The following is a 20,582-nucleotide window of genomic DNA, read 5'->3' as shown; positions in this document are numbered from 1 at the left end:
TTCAATCGGCTTGGTGATTACACCGGCCGATTTTTCATTTCTAGACCGTTCATTTATGCTTAGCCTCATCCGCCGCCGTGGTGCTGCTAATTGAGAGTTTTTAACTGTGAGTGAACTGCCGTCTGCCCCGCTACATCATGACCAACGCTTGGATTACTGCAAACAGCTGCGGCAGCAGATCCGTCATGCGCGCCGTGCGTTAACGCCCGCACAGCAGCAAGCGGCCGCGCAAGCAGCATCACAGCGTTTACTAGCATTGATTGATTCCCTGCCCGCTATTCGCCACGTGGCGTTGTATTTTAGTTGTGATGGTGAACTCGACACCGCCCCGCTGTTTCCTGCGTTGTGGCAACGAGGCATCGCCACCTGTTTGCCGGTATTGCATCCATTTAGCCAAGGGCAACTGCTGTTTTTGCAGTACCACCGCGACAGCCATATGCAGCCCAATCGTTTTGGCATTGCCGAGCCAAAGTTGAACATCAACGCGCTGGTGTTGCCACACATGCTCGACCTGATTGTTGCGCCATTAGTGGCATTTGATGATGCTGGGAATCGGATGGGCATGGGCGGCGGCTTTTATGATCGCACTTTAGCTAATCCTGCGCTCAAAGCACTGGCAGTAGGCTATGCTCATGATTGCCAGTATCGGCCGCAGTTGCCGCTGGCGCCATGGGATATACCATTACCGGTGATTACCACGCCAACGCGGTTAATTGATAATCGCTAAAATAGCAACAATTTGATTTGCGTCACATATTTGTTGCGTGTAGGCTAAATTCATTGCCGTATGAGTCTGTTTGGTCATCAGTGACTGATGCCAAGTTACGGCCCATTCAACACCAATGGAGAGGTTGTTATGTTTAAACGTTCAATGCTCGCGCTGGGATGCTCAGCGTTACTGTTATCTTCAGCTGCAATGGCGAAGGACGCGCAAGTGAGCGTGTCACTTTTGACTGCTAGCGGTGAAACCCCTATCGGTACCGTCGAGTTAACTGACTCAGCTTATGGCTTAGTGCTGACCCCGCATTTGAAAGAGTTAACGCCCGGCGTGCATGGTTTTCACATTCACCAAAATGGTAGCTGCGGCCCATCTGAAAAAGATGGCAAAACCGTATTAGGCGGCGCGGCCGGTGGTCACTTTGATCCCGACAAAACCGGTAAACACGGCTATCCGTGGACCGACGACAACCACAAAGGTGATCTGCCAGCGTTGTTTGTCACCGATGATGGCATGGCACATACGCCAGTATTGGCGCCACGTTTGAAAGTGGCTGACGTGGTAGGCCATGCGTTGATGATCCACGCTGGCGGTGATAACCACTCAGACGATCCAAAACCACTGGGTGGCGGCGGTGCGCGTATGGCTTGCGGTGTGATTCAATAATTAGCATCCGCGCACGATAAAAAACGCTGCTCGATTGAGCAGCGTTTTTCTTTGCGCCAGTTACTGGCTTACCGCTTGCTTCAGTTTGCCAAACACGCTGATCAATCCCAGCACGATTGCTCCAGCAATAATCCCCAACACGGCGTTGAGCAATACTGGCAGCAACATGTGCAGCACACTGCCAACACCTTCAACAGCCGAAACCGCCACCGCTTGCTGTTCAATCCATTCGCCGATGGCGTGAATGCCGTGGGCAATAATGCCGCCACCGACCATAAACATCGCGGCAGTGCCAACCACAGTGAGCAACTTCATCAACTTAGGTGCGGCGCTAACCAGCATCAAGCCGACGCGGCGCACAATGTTCCACATACCGCCCTGCCCTTGGCGTTCGCTGAGGTATAAGCCAACATCGTCCAACTTTACAATGGCGGCCACTAAACCGTACACGCCAGCGGTCATCACCACGGCGATGATGGCTAAGGTGGACAGTTGAGTGACAAAATCACTCTCGGCGACGATACCGAGCGTCAGCACGATGATCTCTGCCGACAGCACAAAGTCCGTGCGAATGGCACCGGCAATCTTGCGCTGTTCCCACGCTTCCAGCCCACCGGCTTTATTTAAATTCTCGGCGGCATCGGCTTCGCTTTTATGCTCAGATTGATGCGTCAGCTTGTGCCACAGTTTTTCAAACCCTTCAAAGCACAGGTATAAGCCACCCAGCATCAGCAGCGGCATGATCAGCCACGGCACAAAGGCGCTAATCAGCAATGCCGCTGGCACCAAAATCGCTTTATTACGCAGCGACCCTTTGGCGACAGCCCACACTACCGGCAGTTCGCGCTCAGCCCTAAAGCCTGTCACTTGCTGAGCGTTGAGGGCCAAATCATCCCCCAATACGCTAGCCGTTTTTTTGGCAGCGACTTTACTCATCAACGCCACATCATCGAGAATGCTGGCGATATCATCTAGCAAGGTCAGCAGACTTGCTCCGGCCATCGGTCACTCCTTTTAGAATCGATTTAACTCGCTTACGTCAGATAGTAACCTAGGGGCTGTTTATCTTTGCTGATTTTTTTGCAGCTGACAGAGCGTGATTTAGGCAAGGCAGGTGATGTGCCGTGTAGTTATTCTCCACAAACAGCACCTAACGCTGAATAAATTGCGCTCTGTCGATGCCCGAAGGGTTCATTTAAACGCATCCTGAACTTTGTTGCACCCAGCTTGCTTAGTTGACTAAGCGTCGCAGGCTGCGCCTCATTCATAACGAGTTTAATTTGAACAAAAATTAAACACTAAAGATAAACAGCCCCTAGAACGGAACTCTGTAAAATTTCAGTTGTTTGTTAAGCAAGCGCTGCAGTAATGACAGGATGCGGCTATAATAGCGCCCGTTACTCTCCTCCCTTGTCAATCTGGAACCCATAATGACCCAAGATGAACTGAAAAAAGCCGTTGGCTGGGCTGCGCTAAAATACGTTGAAAAAGATAGTATCGTGGGCGTTGGTACTGGCTCTACTGTCAATCATTTCATTGATGCCCTTGGCACCATCAAAGCCGACATTGAAGGCGCGGTTGCCAGCTCAGAAGCTTCCGCTGAACGTCTCAAAGCCCATGGCATTCCTGTTTTCGATCTGAACACCGTTGACCAAATGGACATCTACGTTGATGGCGCCGATGAAATCAATCCGCACATGGAGATGATCAAAGGTGGTGGTGCGGCGCATACCCGCGAAAAAATTGTTGCGGCGGTGGCGAAGAAGTTTATCTGTATCGCTGATGCCAGCAAACAAGTGGATATTCTGGGTGAGTTTCCACTGCCAGTTGAAGTGATCCCGATGGCACGCTCTTATGTGGCGCGCGAGTTGGTCAAATTAGGTGGCGATCCAGTGTATCGTGAAGGCGTGATCACCGATAACGGCAATATCATTTTGGATGTATACAACTTCAAAATCGACAACCCAATCCGTATGGAAAATACCATCAACAACATTACTGGTGTGGTTGCTAACGGTATTTTTGCGCTGCGTCGGGCAGACATCGCCTTGATTGGTACCGATGAAGGCGTTAAGACTATCGAACTCTAAACCTCACGCCTGCTGATATCTCAAAAGCCGCATAACACGCGGCTTTTGTGTTTTTAGAACGGCGCCAACATTGTCGCCAAAGTTGACAGCAGTATCTGTGCACCCGCAACCGCGTTAAGACTCAAAGGGTGAATGCACGCGGCGGTTGTCAATCATGGTGATATAACCTTTAGACGGCGACAACAGCAGCTTGAGCGAGTAGCTAAATGAGCGATTGATGTCATCAGCAAAACTCACATCAAACGCATAACTGTAACCAGTACATTGTTGCTCAGCCAACCATTGCTGGAACTCAGCAAATTGTTGTTGTCCGGCGGCAGAAAGTTGGAACTCGTAGCGGTTACGCGACTGCGTCACAAAAATCCAGCTGCGCTCGGCTTGCATCATGTCGATGCCGACCAGCGATAACGGAAACTCTTTGCGCACTTTGCCCTCGGCAGACACAATCTCTGCGCCTAGGGTGATGGTTCTCAGTTTGACAAAATCATCCACCGTTAAACGGGCGCGGATGGAGCTTGGGCTAATTCCGACAAAATCCTGTTCGTCAAATGTCACTAGGTGACTGCTATCCTTATCAGACACTGATGCACATCCTGATACCAGCAATGTCAGCATCAACAACACGTATTTCATTACTTATCTCCTGTCTGATCGCCGTACAAGCCAGCTTTTCTTGCAGCCGTTAGCTGCCACTAAAAAATTAGTGTAATTATTTAAACATTTCTTTTACATTAAAGTTCCGCAAAAAGATAATTTTTTAAAAACAACGATTAAAAACATAGTCTATATCGCTTGATGTGGCGCGATTTTCTAGTGCTTTAGCTTTAAATTATGAAGGATGTAACAAAAGTTACATAAGTTCTGGGAAAAGATGGTTGCGGCATCACAAAGTGATCAAAAAGCCGCCATGATTGGCGGCTGAGGCAAGCAAAATTAACGCGTAACTTGGCGGGCTATTGCGCTTCGAGTTGATCGATCAATAACTGCAAGCTGATGTTGCCACGAAACTCATTGATATCTAACTTATAAACCGCGCGTACATGCTGCACACTGGCATCCGGCCATACGCTGAGATCGACGTTGAAGGCGATGCCATCGACCATCACACTACCGCACTCGCTTTCCAGCACCAGTTTAAGGTGTTTCTCGCCCACCAGCCGTTGCTGCAAAATGCGGAAATAACCGTCAAAGGTCGGTTCTGGAAACGCTTGGCCCCACGGACCACCATCGCGCAACAGTTGCGCGGTATCGAGGGTGAATAGCTCCAGCGGCAGTTCACCGTCGGTCAGCAGTTCTCCCGCCAGATCTTTCTCATTCAGTTGGCTACGCACCGCTGCATCATAAGCGGCAGCAAAGTCGCTAAAAGCGGCTTTTTCTAGCGTTAGCCCCGCGGCCATGGCGTGACCACCAAACTTTTTGATCATGCCCGGATGGCGTGAGTTGATCAGCTCTAACACATCGCGCATATGCAAACCGGGGATAGAACGAGCCGAACCTTTGATTTCAGTCTCAGACGCTTCTGCAAAGGCGATCACCGGCCGGTGGTAACGATCTTTAATACGCGACGCCAGAATACCGATCACCCCTTGGTGCCAATCGGCTTGATAGAGCGCGATGCCCCACGGCATGTCGTCTTTACTAAATTCGAGCGTGCGCAGCCGTTGCAATGCTTCTTGCTGCATGCCCGCTTCTAACTCGCGCCGCTCTTGGTTGAGACCATCGAGTTCACTGGCCATGCGCCGCGCCGACATCAAGTCATCACACAGTAAGGTTTCCACCCCCAGTGCCATATCGTCCAACCGTCCAGCCGCATTGAGGCGCGGACCGACAGCAAAGCCAAAGTCTGAGGCGACAATTTTCTGCGGCACACGTCGCGCCACTTCGAGCAAGGCGGTGATCCCTGGCCGACAAGCACCAGCCCGCACCCGTTTTAGCCCCACATCCACCAAAATACGGTTATTGCTATCCAGCGCCACCACATCCGCCACGGTGCCAAGCGCCACCAGATCGAGCAGATGCGCCAAGTTAGGTTGCTGCATTCCGCGGGCGGCAAAGTAATCGCGGCTTCGGAGTTCAGCGCGCAGCGCAGTCATTAAATAAAACGCCACGCCAACACCGGCAATCGACTTGGAGGCAAAACGGCAATCGGGCTGATTGGGGTTCACAATGGCATCGGCGTCTGGCAGTTGCGCGCCGGGCAGATGGTGATCCGTGACAACAACGGTCATGCCTGCCGCTTTCGCCGCCGCCACACCGTCAATCGAGGAGATGCCGTTATCGACGGTGATCAGCACTTCGGCGCCCTTCTCTTTGGCAACGGCGACGATTTCAGGGCTGAGGCCATAACCAAAGTCAAAACGGTTGGGGATCAAATAGTCACAGTGGTAATAACCAAACATCCGCAACGCTAATAAACATACCGAGGTAGAGGTCGCGCCGTCGGCATCAAAGTCACCAACAATCATTAAGCGTTTTTGCGCCGCAATGGCGTCGGCTAACAGTGACGCAGCTTCCAGCAGCCCTTTCATGGTGCTGGGGCTGAGCATCCGCTGCAACACCAGTTCACACTCGTCCGGCATCACGCCACGGCGCGCATAAAGCTGTTTAAGGAGGGGATGCAGTTGTGATGGCAGGTGGCTGTCATCAACTTGAGGGCGACGCACTATGTTATGGATCACGGAGCAATTCTTCTACAACGGATGAGCAGATAACAAAAAGGTGAGTGCAATACTCACCTTTTCAGCGCAGCAATGAGCTTAGTTGATACGGCTCAGCGCTTGATTAAGTTGTTCTGGCGGTAAATAACCTGGCAGCATGGTGCCATCTTCTAACACCAAGGATGGCGTACCGCTGATACCAAAGCTGACACCTAAACGGTATTGCGCGGCCACATCGGCATCACAAGTCGTCGAAGCAACTGACTTACCTGACTTGGCATCGTCCATCGCTTTCTGCGGATCTTTGGCACACCAGATTGATTCCATTTCATCGGCCACTTTAGATGGCACGCCTGAACGTGGGTACGCCAAGTAACGTACGGTAATGCCTAAATCGTTATAGTCTTTCATCTGGCTATGCAGTTTACGGCAGTAACCACAGGTGATGTCGGTAAATACGGTGACCACATGTTTTTCATTCTTGGCTTTGTATACCAGCATCTGGTCTTCAAACGGCTTGAGTTTTTCTAAGCGCGGTTTCGCCATGGCCGACTCGGTGAGGTTATTCATGCCATCGTTCAAGTCGTACATGGTGCCTTGCAGCAATTTGCCGCCATCAGGCGAAACGTAAAAAATGCCATGGCTGGTCACCGCTTGTAGCAAACCGGGCACCGGCGACTCAGTCAAACTGGTGATTTCAATACCTAAGGTCTTGGTTAGCTTTTGTTGCAACGCGGCATGGTCTTGCGCGGTCGCCGCAAACAACATAGGGGCAAATGCGAGGGATAAACACAGTGTAACTAGGGGGGGCAATTTCATTTTACGTCTCTCTTTAATACGCCAACCAGCAAACTGCTGACGTGCAGGGAATTGAGGCACACTACCGCTTATATCAGCGTAAATCAACTACGGCGCCGCAGTGCTTTGTGAGCGAATATATATGTTAGTTAGCCGCGCGGATGGTATTGATGATGCAGTTGCTGCAAGCGTGCCTGCGCCACATGGGTATAAATCTGCGTGGTCGATAACGAGCTGTGGCCGAGCAGCAACTGCACCACGCGCAAATCCGCGCCATGATTCAGCAAATGGGTGGCAAAGGCGTGCCGGAGCGTATGCGGTGACAACGACTTGGTGATCCCCGCCCGTAAGGCATACAGCTTGATACGATGCCAAAAGGTTTGCCGCGTCATCATGCGGCTACGCAGTGACGGAAACACCACATCGCTGGCAACATCGCCCAGCAGCAGCGGCCGCGTGTGTTGCAGGTAACGGCTGATTTCATCCAGCGCGACTTCTCCTAGTGGCACCAGCCGCTCTTTACCGCCCTTCCCTGTCACCCGCACCAAACCTTGGCGCAGGCCAAGTTGTTCCATGGTTAGCCCCACCAGTTCACTGACGCGCAGGCCAGTGGCATACAGCAGTTCTAACATGGCTTTATCGCGGGCTTCGACCGTGTCTTCTGCTTGCGGCTCGGCCAGCAGGGCATCGACATCGGCTTCGGTCAAGGTATCGGGCAGTTTGCGCGCGAGTTTGGGCGAGGCAATCAACGCCATCGGATCTTTGTCTATCTGTTTACCGACCAGCAAAAAACCGTAGAAACGGCGTAAACTGCTCAGCAAGCGCGCTTGCGAGCTGGCTTTAATGCCCTCATCAAAACGTTTGCCGAGATAGTCTTGGACGATGTCGCGGGCGGCATCGATAAGGCGCACGCCGCGCTGCTGCAGGAAAGCATCAAAGTGCTGAAGGTCGGTACGATAGGCTGACAGGGTGTTGTCACTTAACCCTTTTTCAGACCACAGATCATCGATAAAGGCTTCGATGATCGGGTCTGGTTGATACACATTGGCAGACAAAACTGCACTCCATTGGCGCTCAGCAATGGATTACTGAGCGTGAGTTGTGGCTGGGCGAGTATTGTGACCGATGATAATGCAAATCACCACACTCACTAAGGTAGGCACTAACCATGCCATGCCTTGATCGTACAGCGGGAATTTCGACATCACTGGCGCCACCCAAGCAGCAAAATCCACAATCGCTTGGCTCAACGCGCTAGTGTCGTTGACATCAAACGACTTCATGGTTTTGGCGGCCACTTTCAAACCGTCGAAAATACCAAAGAATAATGCCACTAACAGCGCCACCCGATGGGTCAACTTCGGCCGGCGGAAAAAGCGCTCAAGGAAGGTCACCAGCACTAAGGCAATCGCGACCGGATACACCATCATCAATACCGGAATGCTGATAGCAATTAACTGGCTTAAACCGACGTTAGCCACCACGCCGCACACCACGCTGAGCAACACCACTAACATGCGGTAAGACAGCCCCGGCAACAGTTCGCTAAAGAAATCGGAACACGAGGTGACCAAGCCCACGGCGGTGGTTAAACATGCCAAACCGACCACTAACGCCAATGCCAAATTGCCATAAACGCCAAAGTATTCGTTCACATAGTTAGTGAGGATCTGCCCGCCGGTTTTAGCGCCTTGCCCCAGTTCGCCCGCGGTAGCACCGAGATAGAACAATGAGATATACACAAATGCCAATCCGGCCGCCGCGATAAACGCCGCGCGGACTAAGTAGCGGGTTTGCAGTGCCACATCGTCGACACCTTTTTTGCGCAGCAGGTCGATAATCAACATGCCGAACATCAACGACGCCAAGGTATCCATGGTGCCGTAACCGTCAATAATCCCCTTAGACAGCGGATGCGTGGCATAGTCCTCAATAGGTTGTGGCATGGTGCCGCTAGCAAAAATGATCACCGAAATCGCCAACCCAATCAGCAAAGCAATCAGCAGCGGCGTTAACACTTTACCGACGCTATCCATCAGTTGGCCGGGAAACAGCGCCAATAACATCACCACGCCGAAGAACAGCATAGTGAATATCAATTGCGCTTGATTCAGCGCTAAGCTGCCGATGTGCACTATGTCCGTGGTGTTTTCGAGGAAAGGTTTAATGCCGATGTCATAAGCGACAAGCCCGGCACGCGGTGCGGCAAAGGCAGGGCCGATAATGATATAGATGGCCGAGGCGAGCAACATGGCTGCCACGGGCGGCAACATCCGCATCACTTTACCTTTCGCCTTGGCTACCGCAATCAAGCCTGCGAGTGGTAAGCCAACGGCAGTGATCAGAAATCCCACCATCGCATATGGCGTATTGTCGCCCGCTTGGAATCCCGCCATCGGCGGAAAAATCAGGTTACCCGCTCCTAAAAAGAAGGCGAAGGCCATAAATCCAAGGCCTATAATATCGCCCGCGGTTAATTGCTTATTTTGCACAGTTTGCCTCTGAAATTATTATTTTTTGAGCGTTGAGGATTCAGTTTCCTCAAGCATTATTTGGGTATTCATTCTGCTTAGCGCCAGCAACTTAAGTTGGCTGATGGTTGCGCCTTATCGATGTACTCCCGATATTACCGCCCCACTATTACCAAAGCCTTACCTGCCGAGCAATAGTGAAACACGTAAAACTATCGCTGATTCAAACAACAAAACGCAAAGAAATCGGCTGAATTGAGCCTGAAAATGCAGTTAAGCCCCTGCTATACGGCGATAAACTTGGTTACAATATCGCGCTATTTTTCTTGCGGGGATTATCGGTGCCGTTCACCTTTAAACAATTTCATATCGACGACACAGATTGCGGCATGCCTGTCAGTACCGATGGTGTACTGCTCGGCGCGTGGGCGCCGGTGACTACGGCGCAGCAGATCCTCGATATTGGTGCTGGCAGCGGTTTACTCAGTTTGATGGCGGCCCAGCGCAATCCAGACGCACAGATTGATGCCGTTGAGTTAGACGATGGCGCCGCCGCGGCTTGCCAACGCAATATTGCCGCCTCGCCTTGGTCGGCGCGTATTCGCTTGCATCATGCCAGCATCCAAGCATTTAGCGCGCACACCACCCAGCGCTATCAGTTGATTATGTGCAACCCGCCCTATTTTGCCAGTGGGCCGCAGGCAAGCAATCAAGCGCGGGCGCAAGCACGCCATACGCTAAGCTTAACCTTTGCCGAGTTAACCGCTTGCTGCCAACAGTTGCTCACTGCCGACGGCGTGGCCTGTTTTATTGTGCCCACCTCTGCGCTCAATGCGTTTCAAGCCGCAGCCACCGCGGCGGGGTTTCACTGGCAACACGCGGTAGCCGTCAGTAGCGTGGTTGATAAACTGGCGCAACGGCAGTTAGTGCTGCTCGCCAACCATCAGCCCACCGAGCCGTGGGGCAATGCGCCGTTCGCCATTTGCGATAAGCAGGGTGAATACACCGCTACCATGCGCCAACTGACCCAAGATTTTTATCTTAAACTTTAACGTCAATCCGTTTGCTTAAATGCTGTTACCGCAAGCGATGAACAGGTATACTGCCGCGCGATTCAATACGAGAGTATTTGCATGCAATTTGAAGAGTTCGATTTAGATCCAGCGCTGCTGGATGCCCTGAAGGCGATGAACCACGCCTCGCCAACCAGTATCCAGCAACAAGCGATTCCATTAGCGATGGAACAGCGCGATCTGCTGGCGCACGCGCCTACCGGCACCGGTAAAACGGCCAGCTTCTTGCTGCCTGCGTTACAGCACCTGATTGATTTTCCACGCCGTCGTGGTGGTCAAGCGCGCGTACTGATCTTAACCCCAACTCGTGAACTCGCGAGCCAAGTGCACCGTTACGCGTGTCACTTAGCCACCGATTTAGATCTCAACATCGCCATTATTACCGGTGGTGTGCCCTATGCGCCGCAGCAAGAGATCCTCGCGGGCAACGTCGATATTTTGGTAGCTACCCCAGGCCGCTTGCTGGAATACCTCGATAAAGGCAACTTCAAAGCCACTGACGTTGAGATCATGGTGATTGACGAAGCCGACCGCATGCTGGATATGGGTTTTGCCAAAGTGGTACAAACTCTGGCGATTGAAGCGCAGGAATGTAAGCAAAAGATGCTGTTTTCTGCCACGTTAGAAGGCACCGGCATTCAGATTTTTGCCAACAACCTGCTGAACAATCCAGTCACAGTTGCCACTGAACCACCACGCAGCGAAAAGAACAAAATCCACCAGTGGGTGCACTTAGCGGACGATAAAGCCCATAAGTTTGCCCTGCTGTGCGCCATTTTGCAGAGCGAAGACGTTACCCGCGCCATAGTATTTGCCAAAACCCGCGAATCGGTAGCGAGCTTGGAAGGTCTGCTGCAACAAGCAGGTATTCCAGCAGCGTTTATGCGCGGCGATATGGAGCAGAAAAAGCGCTTCCAAGCGTTGGGACGTTTCACCAAAGGTGAAGTGAAAGTGCTGCTCGCCACTGACGTTGCCGCCCGTGGTATCGACGTGGATGACATCAGCCACGTGATCAACTTTGATATGCCGCGCTCCGCCGATATCTACGTCCACCGTATTGGTCGTACTGGTCGCGCCGGTAAAAAAGGCACCGCCATCTCTTTGGTTGAAGCACATGACGTTGGCATTCTCGCCAAAATTGAGCGCTACACCGAACAGCGCCTAAAACGCCGCGTTATTGAAGGTTTGCGCCCTAAAAATAAAGAAGCCAAGGTGCCAACCAAGAAGAAAAACAAAGACAAGGCGAAAAAACCATCAAAAGCTAAAAAGTCTAAAAAGTGATTAATTAGAAGTAGATAGCATGTTAAAAGGGCACAGATTGTGTCCTTTTTTACTATGCAAAGGTGCAACATTTGGCCGCTTATATGATTTGACACATTTTATTTACAAAAATCAATTTATTGCCTTTTACGCATCTGGTAACTTAAGCGCCAGAATTGGGCTAGCCAGAAACATGGAACGAACTCCGCTATGAATCTTTTCCTGAGACGGGTATTACCGCCGATCTTGTTGATTGCATTGACCGTACTATTGATCATTACTTTAGCCGCAACGAAAAAACCACCGGAAAAAAAACCGGAAGATAACACCTTGCCAGTGGTCAATGTTATTCAGGTTGAACCCGATACTGAGACACTCTCGGTCGCCTCATACGGCACCGTAGAACCTAAGTACCGTACGCAATTAGTCAGTGAAGTGCGTGGTCGTATTCAGACCATTTCTCCGCTGTTTGTTGCCGGTGGTATGGTCAAGGAAGGCGATGAGTTAGCGGTCATCGAACCATTTGATTATCAAGCCGATCTGAAACAAGCCCAAGCGAACCTCGCCCAAGCGCAAGCCGCATTAGAAGAAGAACGGGCCCGCGCTGAAGTGGCTAAAGTCGACTTTCAAGGCTTTTCTGGTATTCCGCCAGAACTCGGCCTGCGTAAACCGCAATTAAAACAACAACAAGCCAATGTTAAGTACGCTGAAGCCGAATTAGCCCGCGCCCAACGTAACTTAGAACGTACCGTGATCCGCGCGCCATTTGATGGCTTAGTCAAATCTCGCGATGTGGATTTAGGCCAATACGTTACTGTCGGCAATAATCTGGGGGAACTGTATGACACCTCAGTAGCTGAAGTGCGTTTACCGCTGGCAAACAAAGATTTGGCTTATATCGAATCAGCGGACAACCCATACACTGAAGTGACACTACTGGCCGAATTGGCCGGTAAAAAGGTCAAATGGATTGCCAACATTGTACGCAGCGAAGGCGTGATTGATGCCACCAACCGCATGGTGTATTTGGTGGCAGAAGTGCAAGACCCTTACCTGCGCCATACCATCGCGCAAACCGGTCAAATGTCATTGAAGTTTGGTAGTTTTGTCGATGCGGAAATTCGCGGTCGTACCCTGCCAAACGTGGCTAAGTTGCCGCGCTATTTGGTGCGCAACAACAAGATTGCCGTGGTTGATAACGAAGACCGTATCGAAATGCGCCCTGTCAAAGTGGTGCGTACCGACGTGGAGAGCGTCTACATCCAAGACAGTTTGAAATCTGGCGAACGGGTGGCAAAAACCACGCTGATGAATATGGAAACCGGCCTGAAAGTCAAAGTGTCTGGGGATGCGAACAACGCCTCACTCACTAAGGCTGAGCAACTGAACGATGCGGCGAAAGCAGGGAATGAATAATGGAATCAGAGAATAGAGAAACCGGCATTATTGCTTGGTTTGCACGCAATAGCGTTGCCGCTAATCTGCTGATGGCACTGCTGGTTATTGGTGGTTTATTTGCAGCATTTACCATCAATAAAGAGGTGTTTCCCTCCTTTGAAATGAACTACCTCAGGATCAGCGTGGCTTACCCGGGTGCGGCGCCACAAGAGATTGAGGAAGGCATCAACATCAAGATCGAAGAAGAGCTGCGCGACGTGGTGGGCATTAAAAAAATCACCTCGGTTGCCAGTGATGGCGTCGGCGCGGTCACCATTGAAGTGGCAGATGGCTACGACCCGAAAGATGTGCTTGATGAAGCCAAGCTGCGTATCGATTCCATCTCCACCTTTCCGGCCAATATTGAGCGGCCCGATATTTACCGCATCCGCCCAGAAAACAACGTGATTTGGGTATCGGTGTATGGCGATATCGACCAGCACGAAATGAAAGAGCTGGCCAAGCAGATCCGCGATGAACTCACCGACCTGCCTGCCGTAACCCGTGCCAGTGTGGCTGGGGTGCTCGACTATGAGATCAGCATTGAACTGTCAGAAGACAAGCTGCGTGAATACGGCCTGACCTTCTCACAAGTTGCCAGCGCCGTACAAAACTACTCGATTGACCTGCCCGGTGGTTCGATCAAAGCGCAAGACGGCAATATTCTGTTGCGTACCAAAGCGCAAGCTTATACCTATGATGATTTTGCCAAAATCGTGGTCAGCACCCGCGCTGATGGTAGCCGTATCATGCTGCCCGATGTGGCGAAGATTAACGACGGGTTTGAGGAACGTCTGGATTACACCCGCTTTGATGGCAAACCCGCGGCCATTATCGAAGTCACCAGTATTGATGACCAAGATGCTATCGCCATTGCCGACCAAGTCAAAGCCTTCATCGCCAAACGTAAAGCCACGCTGCCTACTGGCGCTCAGCTCGATTATTGGGGCGACCTAACGCACTACCTTAAAGGCCGTTTGAGCATGATGCTCAACAACATGCTTTACGGTGCCGTGTTGGTGTTCATCATTCTGGCGATCTTCTTAGATTTGAAACTGGCCTTCTGGGTGATGCTGGGGCTGCCGGTCTGTTTCTTAGGTGCGCTGGCGCTGATGCCGCTGGAGTTTATTGGCCTGTCGATCAACATGCTGACGTTGTTCGCCTTTATTTTGGTGCTCGGGATATTGGTGGATGACGCCATCGTCATTGGTGAAAGCGCCCATACCGAGACGGAAAAATATGGGCACTCAGTTGAGAACGTTATTCGTGGCGCCAAGAAAGTGGCCATGCCCGCCACGTTCGGCGTACTGACCACTATTGCCGCCTTTATTCCAATGTTGATGGTGCCAGGCCCGATGGGGATTTTGTGGATCTCTATCGGCTTGATTGTGATCTTGTGTCTAGTGTTCTCGTTGGTCGAATCTAAGCTGATTTTGCCAGCGCACTTGGCGCATATGAAGCCAAGCAAAAACAGCAACAGCTTTATGGCGCGCAATCGCCGTAAGTTCAACGAAAAAGTGCAGTATTTCATCGATGTGAAATACCGTGGTTTTATGCAGAAGTTGATCCCCAACCGCTATACCGTAATGGTGCTGTTTACCTGCTTACTGTTTGTCTCCATTGCCATGGTCACCACAGGTAAAGTGCGTTGGGTGTTCTTCCCTGATATTCCGTCTGACTTTATCCAAGTTAACCTCAAGATGGATGAAGGCTCGTCAGAGGAAAATACCCAAAAAGTGGTGATGCAGATTGAAGACGCGCTGTACGCCATGAACGACAAGATGATTAAAGAGCTGGGCTATCCGGTGGTCAACCATAGTTTTATCAACATGGATAGCCGCACCTCAGCCTTTATCTTTGCCGAATTAACCAAGTCGGAAGACCGCGATGTTGATGGCAACACCATTGCGGAAGCGTGGCGCAAACAGCTGCCCGAGCTGATTGCAGTGAAAAGCCTTAGCTTGAATGCCAGTACCAATGGTGAAGGCGGCGATATCGCCTTCCGCTTGATGTCGAGCGACTTGGAACAATTGGCCGCCGCTGCTGATGCGTTGAAGAAAAAATTGGCAACCTTTGATGGCGTGCACGATATAGCCGACAACTTCTCTTCTGGTAGCCATGAGATTAAGTTGCAGATCAAACCAGAAGCCGAAGCGCTGGGATTAACCCTGTCCGATTTGGCACGCCAAGTGCGTTATGGTTTCTACGGCTTTGAAGCGCAGCGTTTCTTGCGTAACAAGGAAGAGATCAAAGTGATGGTGCGTTATCCGCAGGAACAACGTACCACCATTGGTTATTTGGAAAATATGATGATCCGCACCGCCGATGGTAGCCAAGTGCCATTTAGCAGCGTTGCTAGCGTGAAGCTGGGTGACAGCTACTCATCGATCACCCGTGTTGATGGCCGCCGCGCGATCACCATTACCGCTAATGCCAATAAAAACAAAGTTGAACCGTCCAAAGTAGTCAGTGAAATCACCAAAGATTTTCTGCCTGAGTTACAAAAACAGTATCCTCACATTACCGCTTCGTTGGATGGTGCGAGCCAAGATGAAGACGATGCATTGGTGGGGTTAGTGAAAGGTTTTGTGTTCGCTATCTTCTCTATCTATGCCTTGATGGCGATTCCGTTGCGCTCGTACAGCCAACCAATCATCATTATGTCGGTGATCCCGTTTGGTATGATTGGCGCGCTGTTTGGTCACTTAGTGCTGGGGTTGTCGATGTCGATCCTCAGCTTGTGTGGCATTGTCGCCTTGGCGGGTGTGGTGGTGAACGACTCGTTGATTTTGGTCGACTTTGTTAACCGCGCAAGGGCCGAAGGATTCTCAATGCGTGAAGCGGCGATTAACTCGGGCTGTGAGCGGTTCCGCGCAATTATTTTGACCTCGTTAACCACCTTTGTGGGCTTGATCCCAATCATCAGCGAAAAGAGCCTACAGGCGCAGATCATGATCCCCATGGCGGTATCATTAGCGTTCGGTATTCTGTTCTCCACTGTGGTAACGCTGATTATGGTGCCGCTGTCTTACTTGATTTTGGAAGACGTGAAGAGTGGTTTCCGCCGCGTTGGCCGTGGCTTCCACCGCCTTTATGTGTACTGGTGGAAACCGGAGCACGAGCATTCGTAACTGCGCCCCGCACAAGTAGCGGAGTTAAGAGACACAAAAGCGCCGACAATTGTCGGCGTTTTTGTGTGTGAGTTGCGAGTAGCGAGTTTCGAGTATCGGATTGCGAGTTGCGGGTTGCGAGTATCGAGTATCGGGTTATGAGTAGCGAGTATCGGGTTGCGAGTTGCGAATTTCGTCACTCGCTACCCGATACTCGCTGCTGCCCCTCAATAACTCGCCGCAGCTCTCATCCGGGCTTCAATCCGCCCACTGACGCATGATCTGCTCAACTTCTGGTAAGCATTGCATTAGCGCTTGCACGGTAGCGGGATCAAAGTGGCGGCCACTTTGCTGCTGAATATGGCTTAGGGCGGCATCAATCGACCATGCCGATTTGTAGGGCCGCACACTGGTCAGCGCATCAAATACATCGGCTAACGCGACTATTCGCGCCACTTCTGGAATATCTTTGCCAGATTTTCCAGCAGGGTAACCACTGCCATCCCATTTTTCATGATGATTGAGTGCCACCTGCGCCGCGAGATGCAGCAGCCCCGAGCTGTGTTCACCAATGATGCGCGCACCGATCTCGGGGTGGGTTTGCATCACGCGCCATTCGTCGGCATCCAGCTTGCCCGGCTTTTGCAAAATGGCATCGGGAATGCCGATTTTACCAATATCATGCATCGCCGCTGCATGGAGAATATCGTCGGCCATCTCTTCGCTATAACCCAAGGCTAGCGCAATCAACTTGGCGTACTTACTCATGCGGATCACATGGCGGCCAGTTTCATTGTCTTTATACTCAGCCGCCGCGCCGAGGCATTGCACAATCTGCAACCGTGTTTGCTGTACCTCTTTGGCGCGCACCAACGACAGATGGGTTTTGACCCGTGCTTGAACAATCTGCGGATGGAACGGTTTAGTGATGTAGTCCACCGCTCCCATCTCTAGGGCGCGGCATTCATCTTTACTGTCGGCCATCGCCGAGACAAACATCACTGGAATGTGCTCGGTTATCGGCAGTTGCTTGAGTTGCTGGCATACCTCGTAACCCGATAAACCGGGCATCATGATGTCGAGTAAGATCAAATCGGGCCGTTCGTTGGCCGCCAGAGTCAGCGCGCTGGCACCATCTTTAGCAAACAGCAAGCGGTATTGCCCTTGCAATGTGTGTCGCAATACTTGCAGGTTGATGGGTTCATCATCCACCAGCAGCAAGGTAAACTTTTGGGATTCTCGATGTTCCATGGATAGCACCTTATCGGGTTGCGCCACACTGTTGCAGTAGCTCGCACGCGTGGGAAAATTCAAACGCATCAACCGCTTTCTGCAACTGTGCCGCCAGTTCAAATCGTTCCGTGTCGATCAAGCCTTGGCACACCTGTTCCAGCAGTTCATCGCTTAGCTCACTGTGCGATAAAATAGCGCTGAGTTGGGCTATCTGGCGGGTCAGTTCACTGGTGAAAGGCCGGTGGGTATTGTTGGTCGGTACGGAGGTAACTGCTGGCGATTGCGGCCGCGCGCCATAACATTGTTTGGCTTCGGCTAAACGTTGCTTCAAACGCTGCAAACTAACATCGGCTTGGCTAAATTGATGGGCGTGGATCAGTTGTTCAGTGTATTTCGCCAGTTGATAGATCTCGTCCAACGCCAGATTACCGACCACGCCGACTAAGCGATGCAGTTGTGCCAACGTTGCAGGCCAATCAACGCCGGCATCACTGCGGTACACAGGTAACTGGAACTGCTCGCTATCGCTAAAAAATTGCATCAGCGCATCGCGAAAGCGCTGATCATTGCCCCACAGCGCAATGCCTTGCTGCCAGTTAAGCCGCACGGTGTCGGCTTCCAATGTACTTGGCTCACTGCTTACCGTCGGCGCTGGTGTGTGCGCTAACTGGAGCACTCGCGCAATTTCGCTGAATAGTTGCACTTGATCGAGCGGTTTCACGGCAAAACCATTCATCCCCGCCCGGGTTGCGGCTTGCTGATCTTCCACCATCACGCTGGCGGTTAAGGCAATAATCGGCACGGGTAAACGTCCTTGCGCCTGCTCATATTGGCGGATCTGCTGCGTGGCGGCTAAGCCATCAATCAGCGGCATATGCATGTCCATCAGCACCAAATCAAAGGCTTGTGCCATATATTTTTCAATCGCATCGTTGCCATCTTGTGCCGTTACGACACTGTGGCCTCCACGGCTCAGCAGGACGGTAAGCAACTCCAGATTCACCGCCACATCATCCGCCACCAACACCGCTAATGGCGGGAGTTTCACCTCAGGTTGATATTGTTCAATTTCGGGCGCGCTGGTACTGACCAGTGGCAGAAATAGCTGAAACAGTGTGCCTTTGCCGAGCTGGCTGTTAAGGGTAATCGTGCCGTTCATCCGCATGACCAACTGCTGCGCAATGGTGGTGCCCAGTCCGGTGCCGCCAAAGCGACGGCTGATCGAGCTATCGGCTTGAGTAAAAGGCGAGAACACCACCTCTTGCTGAGCCTGCGTCATGCCAATACCGGTATCTTGGATCTCAATCTGTACGCCGTTGTCATAACGAAAGCGAATGGTGACACTGCCGTGCTCGGTGAACTTAATGGCGTTGCCAACCAAATTAATCAGGATCTGCAATACCCGCAGTTGGTCGCCAATCACGTACTCTGGCACCTCGTTAGGGTAATCAACACTGAACAGCAAGCCCTTTTCCTTCGCCCCTAATCCCAAGGATGATTCCAGTTGCATCGCCACCGCTTTCAACGAAAACGGCAATTGCTCTAACGGCACATCACGCTGTTCCATCTTGGTGGAGTCGAGAATGTCGTTAATCAAACGCAGTAAAGAGTGCGCCGATTGATGAATGGTTTTGAGATACTTATGTTGTTGCTCACTCACGGGCGTTTCTAATAGCAACTGCACAAAGCCCATAATGGCGTTCATTGGCGTACGGATTTCGTGGCTGACGTTGGCGAGGAAGGCAGTTTTCGCCGCCGCCGCTTGTTCGGCACGCTCAGCGGCTTCGCGTAGCGAGTTTTCCAGCGCATGCCGTTCGCTGATGTCAGACACAAAACCAACAAACAGCCGCTCATCGCGCAGTACCATCTCGCCGACCGCTAAACGGATGGGAAATTGGCTACCATCTTTGCGCAATGCCCACACTTCACGGCCGGTGCCCATGGCTTGGCTTTTACCTGTGTGCATAAAACTATGCAGGTAGCCTTCATATTTCTGCTTATCTGGTTCGGGCATCAACATCTTAATATTGCAGCCCAACACCTCAGCTTTTTGCCAGCCAAATAGCTGTTCTGCGGCGGGATTAAACTCTTGAATCAAGCCGTGCGCATCAATGGTAATAATGCCATCGACCGCAGTATTTAGCGTGGCGCGTAGACGTGAGCGGCTAACCTCGCGCTGCAAATACAATTCGCGGGTGCGCATAAAGCTGTTAAGGGCGAATACCATGATGCTAACGATGACCATAAACAGCGCCAGAGCCATCGCTATCGCGTTAGTATGCTGGTGTAACACAGTGCTATCGGCATTCACCTCGCCGTAATAGACGATAGAACTCATGCCCACATAATGCATACCGGCAATGGCAATGCCGAGCACGCTGCCGCTCGCCAGTAACCGTGCAAGCATCGGCAGCTTGGCCGATGTCATACCAAACCAAATCCACAGTCCAACCCACGCCAATAACACCGCGATCAGCAGCGATAACACAAATAGCCCCGGCTGATAGTACATATGCAGCGACATCTGCATTGCCGCCATCCCGACATAGTGCATGGTGCCGATGCCGGCCCCCACCAACACACCGCAGGTCAGCAGTCGTCCATAAGTCACGTTCGCACGAGTAAGTAGATTGAGGGCGATTGCCGATGCGAGACAGGCAGGCAACAGCGACAATACGGTAGTGGAGACTTGATAGCTGACGGGCACAGGCAAGCGGTAAGCTAACATGCCGATAAAATGCATTGCCCAGATTCCGCCGCCCAGCGACAAGGTGCCCATGGTTAATGCCAATACGCGGTAACTTGGTTTACGGCTGTTGCGCGCCAGCGTTGCCGTGTGCAATGCCATGACTGAGGAAAAAATAGATACCGCAATGGACAACAACACTAACCAAGCGTTGTAATGACCATCAATGACAGATTGCCCCCCATTTGGGGCAGAGAAAACATGGGCTAAGTCGTGCATTTTAGCTGCAGCCCCTAGGCTAAGTGATCACTTATCGGACAAGCAATCACACATCAAGCTGACGAATAAGGCCGCGCAGTATAACAAACTCATCGCTATCGCCC

Annotated in this window: 15 protein-coding genes; 7 read left to right on the top strand and 8 right to left on the bottom strand. The window is 51.6% G+C overall.

Annotation, left to right across the window (positions count from 1 at the left end; all coding sequences use genetic code 11):
• The first annotated feature begins 106 nt into the window (after positions 1–106).
• Both L9G74_RS00250 and sodC read left to right on the top strand, forming a co-directional pair.
• The gene (locus L9G74_RS00250; RefSeq protein ID WP_238894153.1) at positions 107–727 is read left to right on the top strand and encodes a 5-formyltetrahydrofolate cyclo-ligase; all 621 of its coding nucleotides are present in this window, start codon (positions 107–109) and stop codon (positions 725–727) included.
• A gap of 129 nt (positions 728–856) precedes the next feature.
• On the top strand, positions 857–1,384 hold the full coding sequence (gene sodC, locus L9G74_RS00245; protein WP_275297190.1) for a superoxide dismutase [Cu-Zn] SodC: 528 nt from the start codon (positions 857–859) through the stop codon (positions 1,382–1,384).
• A gap of 60 nt (positions 1,385–1,444) precedes the next feature.
• Here the strand turns inward: sodC and L9G74_RS00240 are convergent, their stop codons facing one another.
• Positions 1,445–2,386, bottom strand: coding sequence for a DUF808 domain-containing protein (locus tag L9G74_RS00240; protein WP_238894151.1), 942 nt, complete (start codon positions 2,384–2,386; stop codon positions 1,445–1,447).
• Between the two features lie 428 nt (positions 2,387–2,814).
• Between L9G74_RS00240 and rpiA the strand changes: the two genes are divergently transcribed.
• Positions 2,815–3,474 carry a ribose-5-phosphate isomerase RpiA gene (gene rpiA, locus L9G74_RS00235; protein ID WP_238894149.1) on the top strand — a complete coding sequence of 220 codons (660 nt, stop codon included), beginning with the start codon at positions 2,815–2,817 and terminating at the stop codon, positions 3,472–3,474.
• A gap of 114 nt (positions 3,475–3,588) precedes the next feature.
• Here the strand turns inward: rpiA and L9G74_RS00230 are convergent, their stop codons facing one another.
• The 5 genes from L9G74_RS00230 to brnQ all read right to left on the bottom strand — a co-directional run bounded on the left by L9G74_RS00230 (position 3,589) and on the right by brnQ (position 9,421).
• Positions 3,589–4,107, bottom strand: coding sequence for a hypothetical protein (locus tag L9G74_RS00230; protein ID WP_238894147.1), 519 nt, complete (start codon positions 4,105–4,107; stop codon positions 3,589–3,591).
• Positions 4,108–4,427: 320 nt separating this feature from the next.
• Positions 4,428–6,152, bottom strand: a complete 1,725-nt coding sequence (recJ, locus tag L9G74_RS00225; protein ID WP_238894145.1) for a single-stranded-DNA-specific exonuclease RecJ — start codon at positions 6,150–6,152, stop codon at positions 4,428–4,430.
• 78 nt (positions 6,153–6,230) lie between these two features.
• On the bottom strand, positions 6,231–6,950 hold the full coding sequence (gene dsbC / locus L9G74_RS00220) for a bifunctional protein-disulfide isomerase/oxidoreductase DsbC (RefSeq protein WP_238894144.1): 720 nt from the start codon (positions 6,948–6,950) through the stop codon (positions 6,231–6,233).
• Positions 6,951–7,078: 128 nt separating this feature from the next.
• Positions 7,079–7,984, bottom strand: coding sequence for a site-specific tyrosine recombinase XerD (xerD, locus tag L9G74_RS00215; protein ID WP_238894142.1), 906 nt, complete (start codon positions 7,982–7,984; stop codon positions 7,079–7,081).
• Positions 7,985–8,014: 30 nt separating this feature from the next.
• Entirely contained in the window at positions 8,015–9,421 is a 1,407-nt protein-coding gene (brnQ, locus tag L9G74_RS00210) for a branched-chain amino acid transport system II carrier protein (RefSeq protein ID WP_238894141.1), read from the bottom strand.
• A gap of 320 nt (positions 9,422–9,741) precedes the next feature.
• Between brnQ and L9G74_RS00205 the strand changes: the two genes are divergently transcribed.
• The 4 genes from L9G74_RS00205 to L9G74_RS00190 all read left to right on the top strand — a co-directional run bounded on the left by L9G74_RS00205 (position 9,742) and on the right by L9G74_RS00190 (position 16,301).
• Positions 9,742–10,452 carry a tRNA1(Val) (adenine(37)-N6)-methyltransferase gene (locus tag L9G74_RS00205; RefSeq protein ID WP_238894139.1) on the top strand — a complete coding sequence of 237 codons (711 nt, stop codon included), beginning with the start codon at positions 9,742–9,744 and terminating at the stop codon, positions 10,450–10,452.
• Positions 10,453–10,533: 81 nt separating this feature from the next.
• Complete coding sequence (srmB, locus tag L9G74_RS00200) at positions 10,534–11,754, top strand: ATP-dependent RNA helicase SrmB (RefSeq protein ID WP_238894137.1); 1,221 nt, start codon at positions 10,534–10,536, stop codon at positions 11,752–11,754.
• 189 nt (positions 11,755–11,943) lie between these two features.
• On the top strand, positions 11,944–13,149 hold the full coding sequence (locus tag L9G74_RS00195) for an efflux RND transporter periplasmic adaptor subunit (RefSeq protein ID WP_238894135.1): 1,206 nt from the start codon (positions 11,944–11,946) through the stop codon (positions 13,147–13,149).
• Entirely contained in the window at positions 13,149–16,301 is a 3,153-nt protein-coding gene (locus L9G74_RS00190; RefSeq protein ID WP_238894134.1) for an efflux RND transporter permease subunit, read from the top strand. The genes L9G74_RS00195 and L9G74_RS00190 overlap by 1 nt, the downstream gene beginning before the upstream one ends.
• A 237-nt stretch (positions 16,302–16,538) precedes the next feature.
• On the opposite strand, the gene L9G74_RS00185 is transcribed toward L9G74_RS00190, so the two are convergent.
• Positions 16,539–17,531 (bottom strand): response regulator, encoded by a 993-nt coding sequence (locus L9G74_RS00185; RefSeq protein ID WP_238894133.1) that lies wholly within the window; start codon positions 17,529–17,531, stop codon positions 16,539–16,541.
• 10 nt (positions 17,532–17,541) lie between these two features.
• Positions 17,542–20,478: an MHYT domain-containing protein gene (locus L9G74_RS00180; protein ID WP_238894131.1), complete on the bottom strand. Its 2,937-nt coding sequence runs from the start codon at positions 20,476–20,478 to the stop codon at positions 17,542–17,544.
• Positions 20,479–20,582 lie beyond the last annotated feature (104 nt).

The organism is Shewanella electrica (genome assembly GCF_022321485.1).
In the GTDB taxonomy this organism is placed as follows: Bacteria; Pseudomonadota; Gammaproteobacteria; order Enterobacterales; family Shewanellaceae; genus Shewanella; species Shewanella electrica.
The sequence above is the reverse complement of the archived record's forward strand: the minus strand, read 5'-3'. Positions and strand labels throughout refer to the sequence as shown.